This window comes from Neisseria sp. P0008.S010 (genome assembly GCF_051962715.1).
Classification (GTDB): Bacteria; Pseudomonadota; Gammaproteobacteria; order Burkholderiales; family Neisseriaceae; genus Neisseria; species Neisseria elongata.
In genome coordinates, this window is record NZ_JBQCVA010000002.1 from 42,829 (window position 1) to 59,595 (window position 16,767).

At 54.9% G+C, this 16,767-nt stretch carries 15 protein-coding genes and 1 pseudogene; 7 read left to right on the forward strand and 9 right to left on the reverse strand.

The genetic code is table 11. The features are described from left to right. Window positions 1–322: 322 nt before the first annotated feature. The 5 genes from ACTHSL_RS01115 (at window position 323) to ACTHSL_RS01135 (ending at window position 4,818) form a co-directional block, all read left to right on the forward strand. Window positions 323–1,111: a tetratricopeptide repeat protein gene (locus tag ACTHSL_RS01115; RefSeq protein WP_440380017.1), complete on the forward strand. Its 789-nt coding sequence runs from the start codon at window positions 323–325 to the stop codon at window positions 1,109–1,111. Between the two features lie 64 nt (window positions 1,112–1,175). Continuing rightward, complete coding sequence (locus ACTHSL_RS01120; protein WP_440380018.1) at window positions 1,176–1,769, forward strand: hypothetical protein; 594 nt, start codon at window positions 1,176–1,178, stop codon at window positions 1,767–1,769. Window positions 1,770–1,773: 4 nt separating this feature from the next. Continuing rightward, complete coding sequence (locus tag ACTHSL_RS01125) at window positions 1,774–3,420, forward strand: phosphatase PAP2/dual specificity phosphatase family protein (RefSeq protein WP_440380019.1); 1,647 nt, start codon at window positions 1,774–1,776, stop codon at window positions 3,418–3,420. A gap of 134 nt (window positions 3,421–3,554) precedes the next feature. After that, complete coding sequence (locus tag ACTHSL_RS01130) at window positions 3,555–4,376, forward strand: CPBP family intramembrane glutamic endopeptidase (RefSeq protein WP_440380020.1); 822 nt, start codon at window positions 3,555–3,557, stop codon at window positions 4,374–4,376. A gap of 67 nt (window positions 4,377–4,443) precedes the next feature. Next, a complete protein-coding gene (locus tag ACTHSL_RS01135; protein WP_440380021.1) occupies window positions 4,444–4,818 on the forward strand; it encodes a hypothetical protein in 375 nt (124 codons plus the stop codon). 114 nt (window positions 4,819–4,932) lie between these two features. On the opposite strand, the gene ACTHSL_RS01140 is transcribed toward ACTHSL_RS01135, so the two are convergent. Both ACTHSL_RS01140 and ppk2 read right to left on the reverse strand, forming a co-directional pair. Then, window positions 4,933–5,685, reverse strand: a complete 753-nt coding sequence (locus ACTHSL_RS01140) for an endonuclease/exonuclease/phosphatase family protein (protein ID WP_440380022.1) — start codon at window positions 5,683–5,685, stop codon at window positions 4,933–4,935. A gap of 128 nt (window positions 5,686–5,813) precedes the next feature. Further along, window positions 5,814–6,743, reverse strand: a complete 930-nt coding sequence (ppk2, locus tag ACTHSL_RS01145) for a polyphosphate kinase 2 (RefSeq protein ID WP_107918563.1) — start codon at window positions 6,741–6,743, stop codon at window positions 5,814–5,816. Between the two features lie 247 nt (window positions 6,744–6,990). Here ppk2 and ACTHSL_RS01150 point away from each other — a divergent pair, with 247 nt between their 5' ends. After that, window positions 6,991–8,787, forward strand: a complete 1,797-nt coding sequence (locus ACTHSL_RS01150) for a bifunctional chorismate-binding protein/class IV aminotransferase (RefSeq protein ID WP_440380023.1) — start codon at window positions 6,991–6,993, stop codon at window positions 8,785–8,787. A 251-nt stretch (window positions 8,788–9,038) separates the two neighbouring features. On the opposite strand, the gene ACTHSL_RS01155 is transcribed toward ACTHSL_RS01150, so the two are convergent. After that, window positions 9,039–9,401 carry a hypothetical protein gene (locus tag ACTHSL_RS01155; RefSeq protein ID WP_040665674.1) on the reverse strand — a complete coding sequence of 121 codons (363 nt, stop codon included), beginning with the start codon at window positions 9,399–9,401 and terminating at the stop codon, window positions 9,039–9,041. A gap of 172 nt (window positions 9,402–9,573) precedes the next feature. Beyond that, window positions 9,574–9,660, reverse strand: a pseudogene (locus ACTHSL_RS01160) (IS1595 family transposase); the annotation flags it as partial. A gap of 209 nt (window positions 9,661–9,869) precedes the next feature. On the opposite strand from ACTHSL_RS01160, the gene ACTHSL_RS01165 reads away from it, so the two are divergent. Continuing rightward, window positions 9,870–10,136, forward strand: a complete 267-nt coding sequence (locus ACTHSL_RS01165; RefSeq protein WP_040665672.1) for a SemiSWEET family transporter — start codon at window positions 9,870–9,872, stop codon at window positions 10,134–10,136. A 118-nt stretch (window positions 10,137–10,254) separates the two neighbouring features. Here the strand turns inward: ACTHSL_RS01165 and ubiD are convergent, their stop codons facing one another. The 5 genes from ubiD to leuS all read right to left on the reverse strand — a co-directional run bounded on the left by ubiD (window position 10,255) and on the right by leuS (window position 16,659). Continuing rightward, complete coding sequence (gene ubiD, locus ACTHSL_RS01170) at window positions 10,255–11,733, reverse strand: 4-hydroxy-3-polyprenylbenzoate decarboxylase (protein ID WP_440380024.1); 1,479 nt, start codon at window positions 11,731–11,733, stop codon at window positions 10,255–10,257. A 63-nt stretch (window positions 11,734–11,796) separates the two neighbouring features. Then, window positions 11,797–12,117, reverse strand: a complete 321-nt coding sequence (locus ACTHSL_RS01175; RefSeq protein ID WP_074894372.1) for a hypothetical protein — start codon at window positions 12,115–12,117, stop codon at window positions 11,797–11,799. A 121-nt stretch (window positions 12,118–12,238) separates the two neighbouring features. Next, window positions 12,239–13,324 carry a DegT/DnrJ/EryC1/StrS family aminotransferase gene (locus tag ACTHSL_RS01180; protein ID WP_440380025.1) on the reverse strand — a complete coding sequence of 362 codons (1,086 nt, stop codon included), beginning with the start codon at window positions 13,322–13,324 and terminating at the stop codon, window positions 12,239–12,241. Window positions 13,325–13,363: 39 nt separating this feature from the next. Further along, window positions 13,364–13,942: an acyltransferase gene (locus ACTHSL_RS01185; RefSeq protein ID WP_440380026.1), complete on the reverse strand. Its 579-nt coding sequence runs from the start codon at window positions 13,940–13,942 to the stop codon at window positions 13,364–13,366. 86 nt (window positions 13,943–14,028) lie between these two features. Further along, complete coding sequence (gene leuS / locus ACTHSL_RS01190) at window positions 14,029–16,659, reverse strand: leucine--tRNA ligase (RefSeq protein WP_440380073.1); 2,631 nt, start codon at window positions 16,657–16,659, stop codon at window positions 14,029–14,031. Window positions 16,660–16,767: the final 108 nt, after the last annotated feature.

A 16,767-nucleotide genomic window follows, 5' to 3' on the forward strand; every position in this document is an offset into this window, starting at 1 on the left:
AATTGTGTACTCCATATTCATATATTGGAAGAGTTTGCTTTTCAACCGGAAAATCCGAAAGCGGTTTTCCTTCGGTTGCCTATGCAACGGGGCGCATTGTAAACCTTCCGATTGAACATTCAATCGGTCAAATTGAAAATTTATGTTTATTTATTATTAACTTTATGTTTATTATAAATAATATTCTGAAATTATACGGTTCTTACAAAAAAAACTTCCTTCCACCGGCCGAAAATGCCATACTTTTAACCATGAAACTCGGCGGTTTAACCATACACACCAGCAAAATTCCGCCGTTATCCCACCCAAACATGGAGGCCACATGCCTAAGTATCTTTCCTTTGCCCTTACCGCCCTTCTCTCGGTCAATGCCTTTGCACAAACAGAACGGCAAAATGCTGAGTTTGAATCCGAAAACACTGTTGCCAAGCTAGCCTGTTACTATCAACAAGATTATGTTACCGCCGAAAAAATCTGGCAAAAATGGGCTGAACAAGGCAATCCCCGTGCAAAAAGCAATTTAGGCTACCTGTACCTTAGAGGCTGCACCAGTCCTTACAATCCCAAAGGCCGCCCCGAACTTAACTATATAAAAGCCATCCCTCTTCTGGAAGAAGCAGCACAAGCAGGCATCATCCAAGCTCAATATCTGCTGGGAGACTATTTGTCGGGAGACGGGCGCCCCGAAAAAGAACGCCTGCGCGGCATGAAATTCTTGGAACAATCCGCAGAGCAGGGACATGAATTGGCACAAAACCAACTGGCCTACCTCTACCTCACACTCGGCAACCAAAACCACGACAAATATTACTACTGGACGCGCAAAGCCGCCGAACAAGGCAATGCCGACTCACAGCGACGGTTGGCAATCGGTTTGGACGAAGGTAAATACCTTAAACGCGACTGCAAACAAGCCGAAGGCTGGATTCGTCGGGCTGCGGAACAAAATGACGGCGAGACCTACAAACTGCTGGTTCACTGGTATCAAAACGGTTCGGCCTGCTTTAAAAAAGATGCGGCGGAAGCAGCCAAATGGCAACAAAAAGTAGATGAATATCATGAGAAATTCAGCGATGCCTTACAGAAGGAAATAAACGGAGAAACACACTGACCAGGTAACAACTACTCGGATGACTTTCTCCATCTCCTAGCCACTGCTCAAAACAAGTTTCCTTATGATTAAGTCTATTCCTATATTACTTATTTCTATATTTTCAACAACCGTCGGCCATGCCGCTGCGGTTGACTGGACGCCGTTGTTACAATCCATGAAGCAAAGCTGCTTTCTTGATTTAGAAACCTTGCCTTATGAAAAATCCGATATCGGCAGGCTGCCTGCCAAATACCGTGCATCCGTTGCCCATAGCTACAGTAAGCAGACAGCGTCAGATGGTGAAGTATTGACCATAGAATTGAAAAATTCTGTTGCTTTTGGGCAGCCGTTGTCAGCCTTAGTTATTGAATCTAATGAAGGATACGGTTATGTCAAAATGAAGTTTGCCCGAAATGCCGATGTGTCTAAGCTTATTCCCTTGTTTACAACACCAACCGATAAACGACACGGCATGTTGGTAGCAGGTAGGGCGCAGAATTTTTGTATCAAAGGAGGTGCACACGATACATTGAAGCAATACCAATCTTCACCGCATCACTGGCGTGCCGTTTCGTCTGATGGTCCGTGGCAGGAATTCCGCTACCATCCAAGAGAAAATGCTTTATCCTGCCTGCGTTCTGATCATTACGGCGATGAATTGGGATGCTCGAAATAGAATCATGACTCCCCGCCTGAAAATCTCCCTATGCAAGCTTGCTTTGGTCGGTGCGCTGTTCTACACCAGCTACGGCCTGTCCAACCATTACGCGGCATCGCTAGCCTATGTGCCGGAAGTCGCTTTTGCGTGGGAGCGCAGCATTCCGTTTTGGGCGTGGACGATTGTGCCTTATTGGTCGCTGAATCTGATGTATGCGGCGGCGTTTTTCCTTTGCCGAAATGCGTGTGAACAAAACCGCTACGTCGCACGGCTGGTATTGGCGCAAATTATTGCCACTACTTGCTTTATGTTGTTTCCGCTGCATTTCGGCTGGCCGAAGCCGCCTACCGACGGGTTGTGGGGTTGGCTTTTTGATTCGTTGGTAGCGTTTGACTTGCCGTACAACCAAGCGCCGTCGCTGCATATCGCGCTGTCTATCATTGTCGGCGCGTTTTATTGGACGCGGTTTCCCAAAATCCGTTTGCCGATTTTTCTGTGGCAAAGCCTGATTGCTTTGTCGGTGCTGACAACTTACCAACACCATTTTATCGACGTGCCGACCGGCGCGCTGTTGGGCTGGCTGGTGTTGTGGGCCATACCGCAACGCGGCGTATCGCCTTTCAGGAGACGAAGTCTGTCCGTAGTACAGCCCGACAACCAAACAGGTCGTCTGAAAACGAACGAAGAGAGTTTCGCCAAAACGAGAGAAGAGAGTTTCTGCGAAGCTAAAACGAACACAGTGAATTTCGCTAGAACGAGCGAAGCAAGTTTCCGCGAAGCCAAAACTCCCCCCGAAACACGTTCCCGCGAAATCAAAATCGCCATGCTGTATCTGGCAGGTGCGGTATTGTCGGCACTGCCATCCTTTTTCGGCGGTGCGTGGTTGTGGATGTTGTGGGTCAGCGTGTCCTTATTGATGGTCGCTTTCGCCTATCTAACCGGCAACGCGGCGGTATTCCAAAAACAGGCAGACGGCAGGCTGTCGGCAGCGGCAACAATTTTGCTGTTGCCCTATCTGGCAGGCGTGCGGCTGAACATGGCTTATTGGCTGAGCGGCAAGGCGAAGACGGCGCAGGTGCGCGATGGTGTGTGGATTGGCAGTATCTCAGGGGTTGCGGAGATTCAGCATTGTGGCGGAGTTTTTGGGAAAAAAACGGCATCTGCTGTGTTAAAAATGCTCGCAAGGTGTTCAACCTTGCTGCGCTTTTTGCCTTGCATCTACCATTTTTTGCCACAAAAATCCGCTTCACAAGCAAAATCTCCGCACCCCCTGGCAATTTCAGACGACCTCCCCGCCGTATTGGACGTATGCGCCGAATATCCCCGCCCTCGTTATCGCGGCGCATACCGCGTTCTGCCGCTGCTGGACATGGTTGCGCCGTCTGAAAACGATTTGGTGCAGGCGGCTTCGTTGCTGGAAGTATTGCGCCGGCAACACGGCAAGGTTTTGACCTGTTGCGCGCTGGGCTACGGACGCAGCGCGGCAGTGGTGCTTACTTGGTTGCTGGTTTACGGCGGCTGTCGGGATTTGGCACAGGCAACGGCGGAACTGAAACAGGCTCGCCCACAGATGGTGCTGCCGCCGGAAACGGCAAAGGCGGTAGAAGCGGCGGCAGGTCGTCTGAAAATGAGCGAAGCGAGTTTCCGCGACGCTAATCGAGATAGCTAAGATAAGTAGATGAAAAGCCCAAGCTGAGCAAATCATTCTCTATTGAGCTTGTGCAAGGCAATGCAGTCCTAGTTTAAAGTAAATTCACGATACGACGACTCATCTGTGCCGAACCAAAGTAAGGAGGGAATCTTATGACTAAAAGCTACCGCCCCGTTACGTTTTACACTTTATCCCTGCTGATTCCGTGGACATTATGGTTTGCTGCCGCCTACATCAGCCACCGTCCTGATGCTGTTGAGTACCAGTGGGCACAGGCTGCGTTAGGGCTGGCCGGGCTGTTCGCACCCATGCTCGTGGCGGCGTTTCTGTTGTACAAACAGCCCAAATTGTGGACGGACGCGAAACACCGCCTGTTCCGCCTGACAGATTTTCCCAAACGATACCTGCTCGCTGCCGCGCTGCTCGGCCCGATTACCTTGGTGCTGGCGCAACTCATTTCCATCGCTTTCGGACACAGTTGGGCGCAGTTTCACATTTCGGGACATCCGTCATTTACGTCCGCCTTGCTGTCGCCATGGTTCATGCTCCTTATTGCGCCTGTTGCCGAAGAATTGGCGTGGCACAGCTATGGCACCGACGCGCTCACGGCACGCAGAAGCCTGTTTGTCGCATCCTTGCTATTTGCCGTGTATTGGGCGTTTTGGCACATGCCGCTTGCCTTCATCAAAGGCTATTATCACAGCCAAATCGTTTCCGAAGGCGCACTCTACACGGTTAATTTCGTGGTCAGCATGTTTGTCTTCGTCCTATTGATGAACTGGTTGTACGCCAAAAGCGGGCGCAGCATCGCCGTGGCGACGATATTCCACCTGTGCGCCAATCTGGGTAACGAGATTTTCGCCACCCACCCCGACAGCAAGGTTATTCAGACGGCCATTTTGTCGGCAGTAGCCATTTATATTTTGATTGCAGAAAAGAATTTGTTTTTAGGTAAGCCTGTGCCATCCCGATAACAAATTCAGACGACCCTTGGACATGATATGCCCCGAAAGACGGTTTCCATACCTAAAAGGAATGTGAATGGACAATTCCACTGACAGCCTGATTACCGCCCGCCTGCTTGCCACCGCCCGCTATACCGCCGTGTTCAACGTCTTGCTATTCGTTTTGTCCGCGCAACGCGGCGACGCGTGGTCGGCGGTGCAGCTTGTTTTGGCGGCGGCGCTGTTGTACTACCACATCCGCATCGAATTCGACCGCCGCGTGTTCCAAGATTTTGCCGACGGCCGCTATACGCCCGCAGCCTTTGACCAAACTCTGCGGCAAACCCGCTTGCGCCGTGTTTCAGACGACCCCTCCCTGCCGGAACGTGTGGCGGGCGCGCTCGCCTTGTGGCGCAAAAGCCTTTACCTGACCGCTGCACAACTGCTCATCCTGCTGGTGCAGTCCGTTTGATTTTCCAAAATGTTTCAATACAAAGCCGCACCTCCCAACCACACATGATAAAAAGGAAAAGGCCGTCTGAAAAACCTTTTCAGACGGCCTTCCTATACAGACACACTGCCCGCTTCAACGCATCCGCACGGTGGCACTCAACGGCAGGTGGTCGGACAGGTATTGCCATGGTTCCTCGCTGTGCAGGGTGGCGTTGAGGATATCGAGATTGCGCGTATAGATACGGTCCAGGCTCAACACGGGCATACGGGCGGGGAAAGTTTTCGGCAGCGCGCCGTGGCGGTCGAGGAAAACTTCGGTCAGCCCCAAGGTGCTGCCGATATTGAGTGTCGATTTGTGCCGCCAGTCGTTAAAGTCGCCGGCCAGTATCAGCGGGGCTTCCGGCGAGATGTAGGTGGTTACGTATTCGAAAATCGCCACATATTGTTTGACGCGGTCGCGTTCCAAAAGGTTGAGGTGGGCGCAAAGGCAGACGATGGGCATTTCCCAGCCTTCGGGCAGGATTTCGCAATGTAGGACGCCGCGTTTTTCCAGGCGGTTCACGCTGATATTGACGTTTTGCCGCATCTGTATCGGCAGGCGGCTGAGGATGGCGTTGCCGTGGTGTTTTTGCGGGAAAACGGCATTTTTACCATAGCTCGTGTGATAGGCGAGACGCTCGGCAATGATGTTGTCGTGCGGACGGGCGGGAAAATCGGGCAGTTTCAATTCGCGCGACAGGTTTTGTCCCTGCACTTCCTGCAAAAACAGGATGTCGGGCTTCAAGCTTTCCAATGCCCGCGCCATGTCCGAAATTTGTACTTTGCGGTTCAGCGGCGACATGCCTTTATGGATATTGTAGGTGGCGATGGTAATCGGCTCGGTCATGATGGGTTACACCTGCTCGAATGGGTTTCCGGTATTCGGATCGGTAACTGAAAGAAAAAGGCCGTCTGAAAACGCGAGTTCAACCCTTGAAAACGTTTTTCAGACGGCCCCTTGTTCAGTCTACACCTTTAATCGTGACCCAGGTCGAGATTTTTTTCTTTATACCGCGTATCGGGAACCAACACGATTTTGTTATCCACTTTGCCGATGGCTTTCACATCTTTGCCCGGATAGTCGAGCTGGTGCAGGAAGTGGCGGATACAGTTCAACCGGGCGCGTTTTTTATCGTCGGAACGGATAATCGTCCATGGCGCATCGCCGGTGTGGGTGTGGAAGAACATGGCGTTTTTGGCTTCGGTGTAGTCGTCCCAACGGTCGAGCGACTGGATGTCCACCGGCGACAGTTTCCAGTGTTTCAGCGGATCGTCGCGGCGGGACAAGAAGCGGCGCAGCTGTTCTTCGCGCGATACGGAGAACCAGAATTTAAACAAGTGCAGGCCGCTGTTTACCAGCATTCTTTCCAGCTCGGGCACTTGGCGCATAAACAGCAGGTATTCTTGCGGTTCGCAGAAACCCATCACGCGTTCCACGCCCGCGCGGTTGTACCACGAGCGGTCGAAGAACACCATTTCGCCCGCAGTGGGCAGGTTTTGGATGTAACGCTGGAAATACCATTGACCGCGTTCGGTTTCGGTCGGTTTTTCCAAGGCCACCACGCGCGCGCCGCGCGGGTTCAGATGTTCCATAAAGCGTTTGATGGTGCCGCCCTTACCTGCCGCATCGCGTCCTTCAAACAGGCTAACGATACGCTGGCCTGATTCTTTCACCCAGCTTTGCACTTTCAGCAATTCGATTTGCAGGACGGCTTTTTCTTTTTCATACACGCGGCGGTTCATCCGCAGGCGGTAGGGATAGCTTTCGGGCAGCGGCGCAGTGTTGGAATCTTCACTGGAAACCCGTCCTTGATGCTGCAAAACCTCTTCTTCAAAAATCTGCAGGCGGTCTTTACCCTCGCCCACATTGACTTGCTCGAACGGTTTCAGTTGATGATCGGTCATGGTTCGTCCTTTCAAAGTTTTAAAGTACGCCCGAACGGTTTCCCGTATTCGGACGCAGGAATAATCTATATCCCGATTTTACGCTCTTTGACAAAAACAAACAAATACCTAAGCATATTTAGGCCGCCTGATGCAACGCTTTCCGCCCCAAACCGGAGCAAACCCTCAATCAACCGCCGACACGCCCCGCCTTTCCGTTTTTCAGACGGCTTATAAGCTATAATCCGCCTTTTTTCCCAGCAAGCCCATGCCCTATTTCGCCCTGCTCGACGATGTCGTTTCCGGCCGCGCCGTCCTCTTCCAAAACCTGCAATACAGCGACCGCATCCTTTCAGACGGCCTCAACCATTTGGACGGCCTGCTGGCGCAAGGCTGGCGGCGCGGCCTGCACCTCTTCCTCACCGCCGATTACGGCTTCGGGCTGCCGCTGCAAAACCTGCCGGCAACCGAAAGCGGCACCCTCACCTTGCACTGGTTTGCCGACAAGCAAAACGTCGATGCCGCCGAATGGCTTGCTGCACAGGAAGACGGTTCGCCTGCCGGCATCTCACGGCCGGAAATATCGCGCGGCCATACTGAGTATTTAAACGACATTGCCGAAATCCAGGCCGCCATCGCACGCGGCGACTGCTACCAAATCAACCACACCGTCCGCCTGCACCTGAGTGCCTACGGCGACCCCGTCCGCCTCTACCGCCGCCTGCGCCAACCCGTCCCCTACGCCGCGCTCGCCTGCCTGCTCGATGAAAAGAACGACCAAACATGGACGCTCTGCTTCTCACCCGAACTCTTCTTAAACATCCGTTCAGACGGCCTGATTGCCACCGAACCCATGAAAGGCACCGCACCGATTTTAAACGACGGCCGCGATGCCGAACGCGCCGCCGCCCTGCAATCCGACCCGAAAAACCGTGCCGAAAACGTGATGATTGTCGATTTATTGCGTAACGACTTGGGCAAAATCGCCCAAACCGGCGGCGTGCGCGTCCCCGAACCGTTCAAAGTCAGCCCCTTCGGCGGCGTATGGCAGATGACCAGCCGCATCGAAGCGCAGGCAAAGGCAGGCACGTCCGCCGCCGACATCTTCCGCGCCGCCTTCCCCTGCGGCAGCATTACCGGCGCACCCAAGCGCAAAAGCATGGAAATCATCGGCACACTCGAAACCGAACCGCGCGGCCTCTACACCGGCAGCATCGGCCACCTCGAACCCTGCGCGGGAGGACTCGGCTTCGGCGGCACGCTCAACGTCGTCATCCGCACCCTGCAACTAAGCCCCTCGCCGCCCGAAAGCGGCCTGCCGCCCTACCGCGCCGTTTACGGCGTCGGCTCCGGCATCGTGGCCGACAGCGACCCCGAAAGCGAATATCGCGAATGCGGCTGGAAAGCCCGCTTCCTGACCGAACTCTCCCCCGAATTCGGCCTGTTTGAAACCATGCGCGCCGAAGCCGGCCGCATCCCGCTGTTGGACGACCATTTAGGCCGTCTGAAAACCGCCGCGGCCGCCCTAAACCTCAGCCTGCCCGATGATGCCGGACAGCAAATCCGCCGCCATCTGGCCGAACTGCCCGGCCAAGGCGCATACCGCGTCAAAGCCGCCCTGTTTTCAGACGGCCTGCAACTGAGCCACGCTCCGCTGTCCGACCTGCCGCCGAACCAAAGCGTCATCCTCTCCGACACCGCCCTGCCCGAACGCGACTTCCTGCGCCGCTTCAAAACCACGCACCGCGAAACCTTAGACCAAGGCTGGCGGCAGGCCGAAGCGCAAGGCGCGTTCGACAGCCTGTTTTTCAACCGCGCGGGCGAACTGCTCGAAGGCGGGCGCAGCAGCGTTTTTGTCCGTTTCGGCAGCGAATGGCACACCCCGCCGCTGGAGCTGGACATTCTGGACGGCATCATGCGGCGGCAAATCCTGCAGCAGCCGCAGCAATATCTCGGCACAAGTCGCGTTTTTGAAAGCCGAATCAGCCGCGCCCGACTCATGCAGGCCGACGAAATCCGCCTGTCTAACGCCCTGCGCGGCCTGTTCGCCGTCCGCCTGAGATAACGGCAGGCTACTGTTCGCCTTTGTTCCGCGCAATCTGTAAAAAAGAGGCCGTCTGAAAGCCTGCTTGACTTTCAGACGGCCTCTGCCATCCTCCAAACAAAAATCCGCAAAACCGCCCCTGCCGTCTTGCCGAATCCTGCCGGATTTCATTGCCACATACCGCCGGTGTTTCTGAAAACACCGGAAGACAGCAGACTGATAATAGGCTGAAATCAGGTTTTCAGACGGCCTTTCAAATGTGCAGGCTGCTTTTACTCTGGGCAGACAACCACTTGCGTGTGGCCGGGCGACGGCCTGTTGCGGAGGAGAACGGCTTCGTATGGCAGCTCGTCCTGCCCGCCGCCGCTGAATGTCCATTGGGGCAGCGGCTTGATTTTACAGGAAAACAGCAAGCAGAAAAATTGCGTTTCCTGTATGCGCCCGCCTGCTTCCAGCGTGCGGCGATTGAAGACTTTGCGCCACGGATTGAACAGCCCTTTGGCACGGATGGCGATGTCGTGCGGGCATTGATTGACGATTTCCACCGTCTGCCCCATCGGTTGCGACAACGCGGCGGCAAACGGGGAAGCGGCGCACAGCAGCACGGCAGCGGCGATATGGGCGGATGATTTCACGGCATTCCTTTCAAATCAGAGTTTGGACGGGTGCTATGGTTGGATACGTTTATAATCTCGGGACAAAAAAACGTAATAAGTGCCTGCTGGATAACAAAGTCCAAACCAATAGCAGGCAGAATAAGGCATCCATCCCTTTTCTTCATTAAGAATTAAGATATATTAAGAAACAAACAGAGCCCTCAAAAACCTCATCGGCAGCCAAGGCCAAATGATGGCTGATAACCATACGGATTTTGCGGTAGAATAGAGCTGTCGATTCTGCGACTAGGTAGAAGGTGCGGAAAGTCCGGCAGAACTGGTCAGCCTGATTGAAAGCGGCGACTACGAAGCCCTGCTTGCCGAAGATTCGGACGAACATGGCCAAGGCCACGAACATCATTGCGGCTGCGGCTGTTCCCTCGGCTGAGTCAGCCTGCCTATATTATCTACCGCCTCGATTTTCATATTAAAAGGAGACTTACCACCATGATAAGCAAGGCAAAATTCAATACCGTTGTCGGCAGTATAGGGGCGGCAATGGGTATTTTCGTATTTGTCGCCTATATCCCCCAAATTATCGCCAATATACAAGGGGCAAAGGCGCAGCCGTGGCAACCCCTGTTTGCAGCAGTATCCTGTCTGATTTGGGTTTTGTACGGTTGGAGCAAAGAACCCCGGAAAGACTGGATTCTGATTATACCCAACGCAGTCGGCGTGATATTGGGATTTCTGACTTTTCTGACTTCGCTTTAAACAAGGGGCTAATCTACGTCAGCCCCTTTATTTAATATAGCATCTTTTAAATCAGTCAAATGCTGTACAGGCTGCTTCTCTCGGTTATCTACGCAATAAAAGCAGCCTGCACTTGAATTTACAACCCCAATTCCCCCCAAATCTCATCAATTTTAGCCGTAACCGCAGGGTCTTTTTGGATCACCCGTCCCCATTCGCGGTCGGTTTCGCCCGGCCATTTGTTGGTTGCATCCAAGCCCATTTTGCCGCCGAGTCCGCTGACGGGGCTGGCGAAGTCGAGATAGTCGATGGGCGTGTTTTCCACCAAAACGGTATCGCGTACGGGGTCCATGCGCGTGGTTACTGCCCAGATAACTTCTTTCCAGTCGCGCACGTTCACATCGTCATCGACCACGATGATGAATTTGGTGTACATAAACTGGCGCAGGAACGACCAGCAGCCCATCATCACGCGCTTGGCGTGTCCGGCGTACTGTTTTTTCATGCTCACCACCGCCATGCGGTAGGAGCAGCCTTCGGGCGGCAGGTAGAAATCGGTGATTTCGGGGAACTGCTTTTGCAAGAGCGGTACGAACACTTCGTTCAATGCCACGCCCAAAACGGCGGGTTCATCGGGCGGTTTACCTGTGTAGGTCGAATGGTAAATCGGGTTTTCGCGCATGGTGATGCGTTCGACCGTGAACACGGGGAAATGGTCCTGCTCGTTGTAATAGCCCGTGTGGTCGCCGTATGGGCCTTCCAACGCGGTTTCGTTCGGATGAATCACGCCTTCCAGCACGATTTCTGCGCGTGCGGGCACTTGCAAATCGTTGCCGATACATTTCACCAGCTCCGTCCGCGAACCGCGCAGCAGTCCGGCAAATTGGTATTCGCTCAAGGTATCGGGAACGGGCGTTACCGCGCCCAAAATGGTGGCGGGGTCGCAGCCGAGCACAACGGCGACGGGATACGGCGTATCGGGATTGAGTTTGCGGAATTCCTGATAATCCAACGCGCCGCCGCGATGCGACAGCCAGCGCATGATCAGCTTGTTTTTGCCGATTAGTTGTTGGCGGTAAATGCCTAAGTTTTGGCGTTTTTTGTGCGGACCGCGCGTTACGGTCAAGCCCCATGTTACCAGCGGCGCAACGTCTTCCGGCCAGCAATGCTGAATCGGAAGTTTATACAAATCAACGTCTTCACCTTCCCACACGATTTCCTGACACGGCGCGTTTTTCACCACGTTCGGTGCCATGCTCCAAATGTCTTTCAGCAGCGGCAGTTTGGAAAACGCGTCTTTGATGCCTTTGGGCGGTTCGGGTTCTTTCAAATACGCCAGCGTCTGCCCGATTTCGCGCAACTTGGACACGCTGTCCGCGCCCATGCCCATCGCCACGCGTTCAGGTGTACCAAACAGATTCGCCAACACAGGATAATCGTAGCGCGTACTGTCGGGCTTAATCGGGTTTTCAAACAACAACGCCGGCCCTTCGGCACGCAGCACGCGGTCGGCGATTTCGGTCATTTCCAAATGCGGGGAAACGGGATGCGCGACGCGCTTGAGTTTGCCCTGCTGCTCGAGCATGGCGATGAAGTCGCGTAGGTCTTTGTATTTCATGTTTTATCCTTGTTTAGAGGCCGTCTGAAAACGTCGGTCGGGCTTTCAGACGGCCTGAACGGTTCAGTCGCAGGCACTTTCGACTTGGCTGTCGAGCACGCGGCCTTCGGCATCGGTTTTGACCGTTAAAGTCACCAGCCATCTCTGACATGCGGCATCGCCGCCGCCCAAAAATTCGCGCGCGGCGGTATAACCCTGCCGGTCGGCGGTTAAGAAAATCCTGTTCTCCCACGCCCACGCCTTGATTTGCGCACTGTCCGCCCCGACGGGCAACGCGGCCAGCTGCTTTTGCCACTGCGCCTTCAGCCTTTCCCCGTCTGCCTCGTTGTTGTAGCAGGCAGCGAGCAGCAAAGCGGCAAGGATTGCGGCGGTACTCGGTTTCATGGCAGCTTCCCTTATTTCGGCTTTATTCGGTTTGAACGGGTCAGGATACGGTTTCTGCCGTCAGAGGCCGTCTGAAAAAGCGATATCCGTTTTCAGACGGCCTGAAACCGCGTATGGAAGATTATCGGGACAATGCCTGTGCCAGCGCGCCGACTACCTGCCGCACCTGTTCCTCCGTCATATACGGGTGCATCGGCAGGCTGATGACTTCTTCAGCCACCAAATCGCCCACGGGCAGCACGGCATCGGATGCGACGGCGGGCTGCTTGTTGAGCGGAATCGGATAATGGACGGCGGTCGGGATGCCTGCCGCTTTCAAGGCCGTCTGAACGGCATCGCGGTTTTTCACGCGCACGGTGTATTGGGCATACGCGCTGATATTGTGGCTTTCGACAAACGGTGCGGCGATACCGGCTTTATCCAGTTCCCGCGCGTAAACGGCGGCAACCTGCCCGCGCAGGCCGATTTCTTCTTCCAAAATCGCCAGTTTGGGCAGCAGGATGGCGGCTTGCAGCGTGTCCAAACGGCTGTTTACGCCGACGCGGATATGGTGGTAGCGGCGGTCCTGGCCGTGGCGCGCGATTTGGCGGATGACGGTGGCCAGATTGTCGTCGTCGGTAAAAACCGCGCCGCCGTCGCCGTAGCAGCCCAAAGGTTTGCTGGGGAAGAAGCTGGTGCAGGAAACAGTGGTCAGGCTGCCTGATTTTCGGCCTTTGTACGATGCGCCGAAACTCTGCGCCGCGTCTTCGATGACGGGCAGGTTGTGGCGGGCGGCGATGGCGTTAATCACATCGAAATCGGCACACTGGCCGTAGAGCGATACGGGCACGATGGCTTTGGTGCGCGGGGTAATCGCGGCTTCGAGCTTGGCGGGGTCGAGGTTGTAGGTTTGTTCGACGATATCGACGTAAACCGGTTTTGCGCCGAGCAGGGCGACGGTTTCGGCGGTGGCGATGTAGGTAAACCCGGGGGTAATCACTTCGTCGCCCGCGCCTACGCCTAGGGCCATCAGGGCGATTTGCAGCGCGTCGGTTCCGTTGGCGACGCTGATGCAGTGTTTCGCGCCGCAGTAGGCCGCCAGTTTGTCTTCCAGTTCGGCCACTTCGGGCCCCAAAATATATTGGCCGTGCGAGAGGACTTTTTGTATGTTTGCGTCGATTTGGGGTTTGATGCGCGCCTGCTGGGCGGCGAGGTCGATAAATTGCATGGTATTTCTCATGGTGGGTAGGGCATTTTTCAGACGGCCTCAGGCTTTGCTGAGGAGGCCGTCTGAAAGGATATACGTTTCGCCGCTGTGCGGGCAGACGGCTTTGCCGCTGCCTGTGAGCGGCAGTTGTTCGAGCTGTTCGCCGTATTCGCTCATCCAGCCGATTTGGCGGGCGGGCACGCCGACCATCAGGGCGTAGTCGGGCACGTCTTTATTGACCACCGCGCCTGCGCCGATAAAGGCGAACCTGCCTATGGTGGTGCCGCAGACGATGGTGCAGTTTGCGCCCAGCGTCGCGCCGGTTTTGACCAAAGTGTCGCGGTATTCGCTTTTGCGTTCGATCAGCGAACGGGGGTTGTAGACATTGGTGAACACCATGCTGGGGCCGCAAAATACGCCGTTTTCCAAGTGAACGTTGTCATACACGGAAACGTTGTTTTGGATTTTGCAGTCGTCGCCGATGGTTACATTGTTGCCGACGAACACGTTTTGGCCGAACGAGCAGTTTTTGCCGATTTTCGCGCCGCCGCAAATGTGGACGAAATGCCAAACGCGGCTGCCCGCGCCGATTTGCGCGCCTTCGTCGATAATGGCGGTGGGGTGGACGGTGTAGTCCATTTTCCGTTTCCTTCGTTTTGATTGATTGAGGCCGTCTGAAAAACCCGAATTAAGTTTTCAGACGGCCTTTATTGCGCCGACGGGCTTTACACCACGATGTTCACCAGTCTGCCCGGCACGACGATGATTTTTTTCGCAGGCTTGCCTTCCATGAATTTCACCGCGCCTTCGGTGGTGAGTGCGGCGGCTTCGAGGTCGGTTTTGGAGGCGTCGGCGGCGACGGTGATTTTGCCGCGCAGTTTGCCGTTGACTTGAACCATGACTTCGATTTCGGATTTGACCAAAGCGGCTTTGTCGACTGTCGGCCAGCCTGCTTCCCACAGTTTCGCGCTGTTCAATTCGCTCCACAGGGTTTCGCAGATGTGCGGCACAATCGGCCACAACAGGCGTACGGCGGTTTCCAATACTTCTTGGGCGACGGCGCGGCCTTGTTCGCCGCCGGTGTCGGTTTTGTCGTATTGGTTGAGCAGTTCCATCACGGCGGCGATGGCGGTGTTGAACTGCTGGCGGCGGCCGTAGTCGTCGCTGACTTTGGCGATGGTGGAATGCAGTTTGTGGCGCAGGTCTTTGAGTTCTTTAGATAAACCGTCTTGGTTACCTGCAAACGCTTTGACCGCGCCGCCCTGTTTCAGGTATTCGTAAACGGTACGCCACAGACGGCGCAGGAAGCGGTGTGCGCCTTCGACGCCGCTGTCGCTCCATTCGAGGGACTGTTCGGGCGGTGCGGCGAACATCATAAACAGGCGGGCGGTGTCCGCGCCGTAGGCGTTAATCAGTTCTTGCGGATCGACGCCGTTGTTTTTGGACTTGGACATTTTTTCCGTGCCGCTGATGACGACAGGCAAACCGTCGGCTTTGAGGACGGCGGAAACGGGGCGGCCTTTGTCGTCGAAAGTCAATTCGACATCGGCGGGGTTGATCCAGTCTTTGCTGCCGTTGGCGTTTTCGCGGTAGTAGGTTTCGCAGACGACCATGCCTTGCGTGAGCAGGCGTTCAAACGGTTCGTCAACATTGACCAAACCTTCGTCGCGCATCAGTTTGGTGAAGAAACGCGCGTATAAGAGGTGCAAAATCGCGTGTTCGATACCGCCGATGTATTGGTCGACCGCGCCCCAGTATTTCGCGGCTTCAGTCGATACCATGCCTTCTGCGAACTTGGGCGACATATAGCGGAAGAAATACCAGCTTGACTCCATGAAGGTGTCCATGGTGTCGGTTTCGCGTTTTGCCGCGCCGCCGCATGATGGGCAGGTGGTTTCATAAAACTCGGGCATTTTTGCCAAAGGCGAACCCATGCCGTCGGGCACGACGTTTTCAGGCAAGACGACGGGCAGTTGGTCGGCGGGGACGGGGACGTCGCCGCATTTTTCGCAATGGACGATGGGAATCGGGCAGCCCCAGTAGCGTTGGCGCGAAATACCCCAGTCGCGCAGGCGGTATTGGGTTTTCGGTTCGCCTGCGTCTTGGCTTTGCAGCTTGGCGGCGATGGCGTCGAAGGCCGTCTGAAAACTCATGCCGTCCAAGTCGCCGCTGTTGACCAATACGCCGTTTTCTTTGTCGCCGTACCATTCTTGCCATTGGTTCGCATCGAATGCGCTATCGCCGACGGCAATGACTTGTTTTTTCGGCAGGCTGTATTTGGTGGCGAACTCGAAATCGCGTTCGTCGTGCGCCGGAACCGCCATCACTGCGCCGTCGCCGTAGCCCCACAATACATAGTTGGCAATCCACACTTCCAGCTTGTCGCCGTTGAGCGGGTTGACGACGTAGCGGCCGGTCGGCACGCCTTTTTTCTCCATCGTCGCCATGTCGGCTTCGGCAACGGAACCCGCTTTGCATTCGGCGATAAATGCCTGCAATTCGGGTTTGTCGGCGGCTGCGGCGGTTGCCAGCGGATGCTCGGCGGCAACGGCAACATAAGTCGCGCCCATCAGCGTGTCGGGGCGGGTGGTATAAACTTGCAGGAATTTCGCGTAATCGCCTTCCAAGCCTTGTTTGCTGTCGTCTGAAACGGCGAAGCGCACGGTCATACCGCGAGATTTGCCGATCCAGTTGCGCTGCATGGTTTTGACTTGTTCCGGCCAGTGTTCCAGCTTGTCCAAATCGTTGAGCAGTTCTTCGGCGTAATCCGTGATTTTGAAGTAATACATCGGGATTTCGCGTTTTTCGATCAACGCGCCCGAACGCCAGCCGCGCCCGTCGATGACTTGCTCGTTGGCAAGGACGGTTTGGTCGACAGGGTCCCAGTTCACCGTACCGTTTTTGCGATAGACGATGCCTTTTTCAAACAGCTTGGTAAACAGCCATTGCTCCCAGCGGTAGTATTCGGGTTTGCAGGTGGCGACTTCGCGCTCCCAGTCAATCGCAAAACCCAGGCTTTTGAGCTGGGTTTTCATGTATTCGATGTTGTCGTAGGTCCAAGCGGCGGGGGCGACGTTGTTTTTCATCGCCGCGTTTTCCGCCGGCATGCCGAACGCGTCCCAACCCATAGGCTGCATGACGTTGAAGCCGTTTAAGAGTTTGAAGCGGCTCAATACGTCGCCGATGGTGTAGTTGCGCACATGCCCCATGTGCAGCTTGCCGCTGGGGTAGGGGAACATGGAGAGACAGTAGTATTTGGGTTTGGAAGCGTCTTCGGAGACGTTGAAAATACGGGCGTCGACCCATTTTTTCTGCGCCTCAGGCTCGATGAGCGACGGATGATAGTGTTCTTGTATCATGGTTCTGCTTTAAAAAAGAAAATCTCAAAGGGGAAAACGGCGAATTATACCGTTTTCAGACGGCCTGAACATACGGAAAACGGCCTGAGGCCGTCTGAAAACGGA